2 protein-coding genes and 1 pseudogene are annotated in these 5,069 nt (G+C 57.2%); all 3 read left to right on the forward strand.

The genetic code is table 11. The annotated features are described in order from the left end of the window. Positions 1–58: 58 nt before the first annotated feature. The 3 genes and pseudogenes from DW49_RS01000000128080 to DW49_RS0105700 all read left to right on the forward strand — a co-directional run bounded on the left by DW49_RS01000000128080 (position 59) and on the right by DW49_RS0105700 (position 4,961). Positions 59–1,161, forward strand: a pseudogene (locus tag DW49_RS01000000128080) (IS5-like element ISPsy19 family transposase). Positions 1,162–1,246: 85 nt separating this feature from the next. Beyond that, entirely contained in the window at positions 1,247–2,071 is an 825-nt protein-coding gene (locus DW49_RS0105695; protein WP_005618742.1) for a LysR family transcriptional regulator, read from the forward strand. Positions 2,072–2,210: 139 nt separating this feature from the next. Then, positions 2,211–4,961 carry a HopW family type III effector protein gene (locus DW49_RS0105700; protein WP_005618739.1) on the forward strand — a complete coding sequence of 917 codons (2,751 nt, stop codon included), beginning with the start codon at positions 2,211–2,213 and terminating at the stop codon, positions 4,959–4,961. The last annotated feature ends 108 nt before the right edge of the window (positions 4,962–5,069 follow it).

Raw genomic sequence — 5,069 nt, forward strand, 5'->3', positions numbered from 1 at the left:
GAGGGTGTAGACAAAATAAATTAAACTTTCACTCCCTTGTCTGAATAGCCCTCAAGCCATGCCTAAAACCGGACGTCCTCGCTCGATTGCCGCCGAGCACTATCCCGTGCTGGTGAAACTCGCTCATGCACAGCCCTATTCCAGCCAGGCCGAATTGGCGCTCGTATTCTTCGCCGAAACCGGTATCACTGCGCATCCCGACACCTTTGCAAAAGCGTTGAAAATGGCAGGGATTACGCGTGTAAAGCAGCGGGCCAAGGGAAGTTTTCAGTCACCTGAACCTAATAAAGCCTATGGCTACAATGAAACCCCCGCCGCCAACTGCCGGAGCAGCTATATCCGAGTTGCTTGACAGATACCGAGTGGGCACTGGTCGCCGACCTGTTTGAAAGCCAGGGCGGACGAGGAGTGCCACCGCTTCACTCTCGGCGCACGTTGCTGGAAGCCTGTTGCTATGTCGTACGCACGGGGTGCTCATGGCGAATGCTACCCCGCGATTTTCCTCATTGGGACAATGTCTACAAAACGTTCCGCCGGTGGAGCGCTCAAGGCAAGTTCGAGCAAATGCATGATCGCTTGCGAGCTCAATGGCGTGAGCGGGAAGAACGCGCTGACAGCCCGTCAGCAGCGATCCTGGATTCACAGTCGACCCGCAGTTCTCCTCAAGGCGGTGACAGCGGCTACGACGCAGGCAAAAAAGTGAAGGGGCGTAAACGAAGTCTGATCGTCGATACATTGGGCCTGCTGCTGGCTGTCAGTATCAGTGCTGCAAGCGTGCAGGATCGTGACGCGGCGGATGATGCGGTGGCGTACTCGAAGGAAAAATATCCGTCACTGAGCACGCTTTTTGTTGATAGTGCGTACGCAGGAAAATGGGCACAGCGCACCCATCAACTGCACGCTATCGATGTTCAAGTGATCCGTGGCCCGAATAACAGAAGAACAGGGCAATGGCACTCTGAACAAGGCGATCTATTTTCCGTGGAGCCTGTTCAGACTGGATTTGTGGTCATGCCCAAGCGATGGGTAGTGGAGCGAACTCATGCCTGGAATGAGAGAGCTCGGCGACTGATCATGCATCATGATCGCCTTTTTGCGGTAAGCGAGGCATGGGTTTGGTTGGCCGAGGCTCGAATACTCGCGCGCCGACTCACTACATGATTTTGTCTACACCCTCTTAGATAGGCCTGCTTCATGTGGATTTAACGATAGACATAGCCCTAAAACTACTTTCGACTGGGAAGACTTGCGTTATTTTCTGACGTTCGCCACGGTTAAGTCTCTGAGCGGCGCGGCGAAGAAGTCAGGGGTCGAACACGCCACCGTCTCGCGCCGCATCGCCTCTCTGGAAAAATCCCTGAACGTCAAACTTGTTGACCGTCGCAAGCGCCTCTACGAATTGACCGATGATGGTCGGAAACTGGCTGTCATTGGCCGACGCATTGAAGAGCAGGCCGAGGCCATAGGCCGGCTGGCCGTGGCGGCTCAGGACGCGCCTGCGACCGAGGTCACGATCAGCGCGCCTTCATCCGTTGCTATCGAGAAGTTGGTGCCGCAGTTGGGGGCGTTTCGGGCGATGCACCCTGGCATTGTGTTGCGGCTGTTGGGTGATCATCAGTATTCGTCGTTATCCAGTTGCCAGTCAGACCTGTGCATCCGTTTTTCCAGACCTGTCGAAAACGGCATTGTTGCGCGGCGTATCGGGACGGCGTCTTTTTCATTTTATTGTTCGAGTTTTTATCTTGAGCAACGGCTCGGTGTGCATTATGAGTTCATTGGCTACGACAGTGAGGTGATGACTGCCAGCCAGAATGCAGAGCTCAAGGCTATTGTCGGCACGCGTCCTTTTGTGCTGGAAGCCAAGACGGTGGAGTTACAGATCCGTGCCGCAGAGGCCGGTGTGGGCATTGCGTTGCTGCCTGATTTTGCTGTCGAACAAAACCCGCGCCTTTGCCAGCTTGAACTGTCCAGGCCGCTGGAGGTTGGTGTGTGGCTGGGTGTGCATGAAGATCTGCGTTCAGTCGCATCTATTCAGGCGGCGATGAATTACGTGGAAAGCTGCTACCGCTGAAGCTATGGCGCCGAGTGTAATGACGCGACCCCCCTCATTGGCACGGTCGGGGGTCACTACAGGGAACCGTTATGGATCGAGCGCCACTTAGTCCCGACTTTTAAACATCGGTACCACCAACAGTAGGGAAAAAGCCATCATGCCATCGCAGATAACACGCTCCTCTTATTCATCCTTGCCGGATGCCTCTCACGCTTCTTCCGATGCCGCAAGCAGCCTCGAGCAATCGCCGCAGCAGGTTCGCACCAAGGCCTTTGTTGCATCTGGCAAACTGGACGTGGCTTTTGGCAGCAGGTCTACTGCGCCGGCGCAGGATTCTGTGCATCTGCTCGCGACTTTTCGGCGCGAGCTGGCGAAAAAGAATCCGTCTTATCCCGCGGTTGCCCAACTTGGCCAAGAGCTTGCCGACGCAGCGATGACCGAGCAGGGCTGGCACCAGCTCGCAAATGGGGATCAGCAGCAGGCGCTGAAAGAGGCGTTTGATGATTGCACGCGGCAGTTGGCGGACACGCCTGAGTCCCACGCGTCTCATGCGCCTCTGTCCCAGGCCTGCGAGGGGCTGAAGACGGCGCGGCTGCATCAATCTGTCGCGCTATTTACCGGCAAGTCGCACATTCGTGCGCGAGGCGTTGCGGATCTGCTGGCGTTGATTCATCTCGATCCCAAGGTACTGGCCGAGAAGCCTGAAGGCACGACGCCCTACGCATCGTTCGGCAGTTTCATACGCACCGCCAAGGACCGCACAGCGGAGCTGATTAGCAACCTGCGTGATCATTCCGAGGAGATGACCGGTCTGCTCCGTCCGCATGGCGATACGCTTGAGGCGCTCGAGACGTTGCCGGCCGCCTTGGCGTCATTGATCGAGCATTGCCCGGACACACCGACCCAGAGTGATCTGCGCTCCCTTGCGGAAGCGGTGGGGGAGTTGCTGGCAGAACTGCGTAAAAACGATCTTTTACCCACTTCTGAAGAGAGAGTGAGCGACTCCGGGGAGAGCTCGGTACACAGTCGTGAGGTCGTAGAGCCCAGGTTGACACGGGGCCTGGCATTGCTAAAGGCGGGCGGCAATCTGGTGCGCAAGTTCGATGCCTACGGGGCGGTTGCACCCATGGACGACAAGAAGTTGCTGGCCTTGCTGCGTAGCCCCGCGCCGCACCTTTCGCCCGAACAGATGCACGCATTTTTGAACAAACATGCGATCCATCTCACTGAAGAGCAGCGCACTATCGTCAGTGACACCCCGCTGTCGTTTGCCCGGGAGGAAGACATAGAGGCTCGGGGCGGCATGGGGTTCGACGAAAAATTTCGTTTGGCCCTGGCTAATGGTTCGCTGTTGTTGACCGAGGAACAACTGGCCGATCTCGAAAACCTGCCCAAGGCGACTACCGCGACGTCCGAGGGGTTGAAGCCGCTGCTGGAAAAACCATCGCCTGCGCTGACCGAAGCGGAGCGGGAAATGCTTGGCGCGATCGTCCAGGCCAACGGGCAAGGGCAGCTCGACGCCTGGCGCGCTCACAATGACCGCCTGCCCGAGGTACTGAACCGGTCGGGGCTCCCGCCTCAAGTGCGCGAAGAATTGCTCAGCCTCAACAAGAGCATGAATACCGAGCTGGCTACACTCAAGGACGGCGCCTCGTTCATGGGCCGCGTTGCTGCGAGTCCGGTGATGCTACTGGCCTTGGCGCCATTACCCCTGGCAGTGGCATTCGTCAGCAAGGACAACTCCTACAGCTCGTCGCTGGTTGCGCACTTCACGAAAAATGCGGTGTTCATGGCTGGCCTGATGATGAACGAGCTGACCAATTCACGGACCAACATCGACCACGGGCTCAATCGCTATTTCGTCACGGTGCTGGCCAACGCCATTGTGGCGCAGCCCACTTTTGCCAAGAACGAACATTTACTGGAGCAGGTCGGTTTCGGCATTGCGGCCGCCGTGACGTCCGGCGCAGCCACACTGGCCGTATTCAACCGAGAGTCAATCGCGTCTGCATTCAAGCTCGCGAAAAGCAAATTTTCCAGTCCAGACACGGGGGATGCGAGCATCTCCGACGAAGACCACCGTGCAGTGGTCAATCACTTCAACGTCAGCGAGCATTTCGCTCAGCAGATGAAAGTGGCGACCGAAGCTTACAAGCAAGACAACAACATCACCGACATCATGAACTCGAGCCTGACGTATCTGGGCACCAAGAGCAGTGAGTTCAAGGCTGCTTTTGAAGCAGGTGATGCGATTCGCGCAGGCCTTGAGCTGCCTGAGACCGAGCGCAAGGCGGACGCGGATTTCTACCCCAAGTTGGGTCTGGTTGCCCTGACTGCGGGTATCGGTGCTGCGCTGGTAATGCTGATGAAAAGCATGGTCGGTAAAGCCGACTACGCGGCGGACGGTGTGTGGTGCGCTTCGGAAATGCTCAAGCTGGCGATAAATCCCGAAGTCGACATGCAAAAGGCTGTTCAGGTCTTCAAGGAAATCGTTGGGCTGAACCTGGTGATGACGGGGTTTCTGGGGGTCAACAAGGCCTGGAACTTCCTCGACAAAGGTTTGAAAGGGTACGCCGCCGGTGCCACAGTGCTGACTGCGGCCAACCTCACGCTGCCAGGCATGGTTGGTGAAGTGGCCGGCGCGGCTGCCGGCAAGGGTTTGAGCTACATGACCGAAAAGGGTAAGAAGGCGGCATCCTGGGCCGGGAATTACGTAAGCACTTCACGACTGGGGGGCGCGGCCAGCGCGCTTTCAACCGCAATCCCCGGGAGAATTGCGGGTGGGCAAATGGTGGCGGGACTCTATGACCGCTTCCGGTATGTGACCTGGTCGCACTCGACGCCTGCTGCGCAAGCGACTGGCGAGCAACCGCTCGATAGACAGCCGTCCGGAAGTGATCGGGTTTGATCTGCTAGCTGCTAGTGTGCTGTCTCAAAAATAAATGCTCTGTAAAATCGTCTATTCTTGCTCGTTGATTACACCGTTGGAGGCGAAGAAATGAGCGCCCAAGATATC

Origin of the sequence: Pseudomonas avellanae BPIC 631, assembly GCF_000444135.1 — a bacterium.
GTDB lineage: Bacteria > Pseudomonadota > Gammaproteobacteria > Pseudomonadales > Pseudomonadaceae > Aquipseudomonas > Aquipseudomonas avellanae.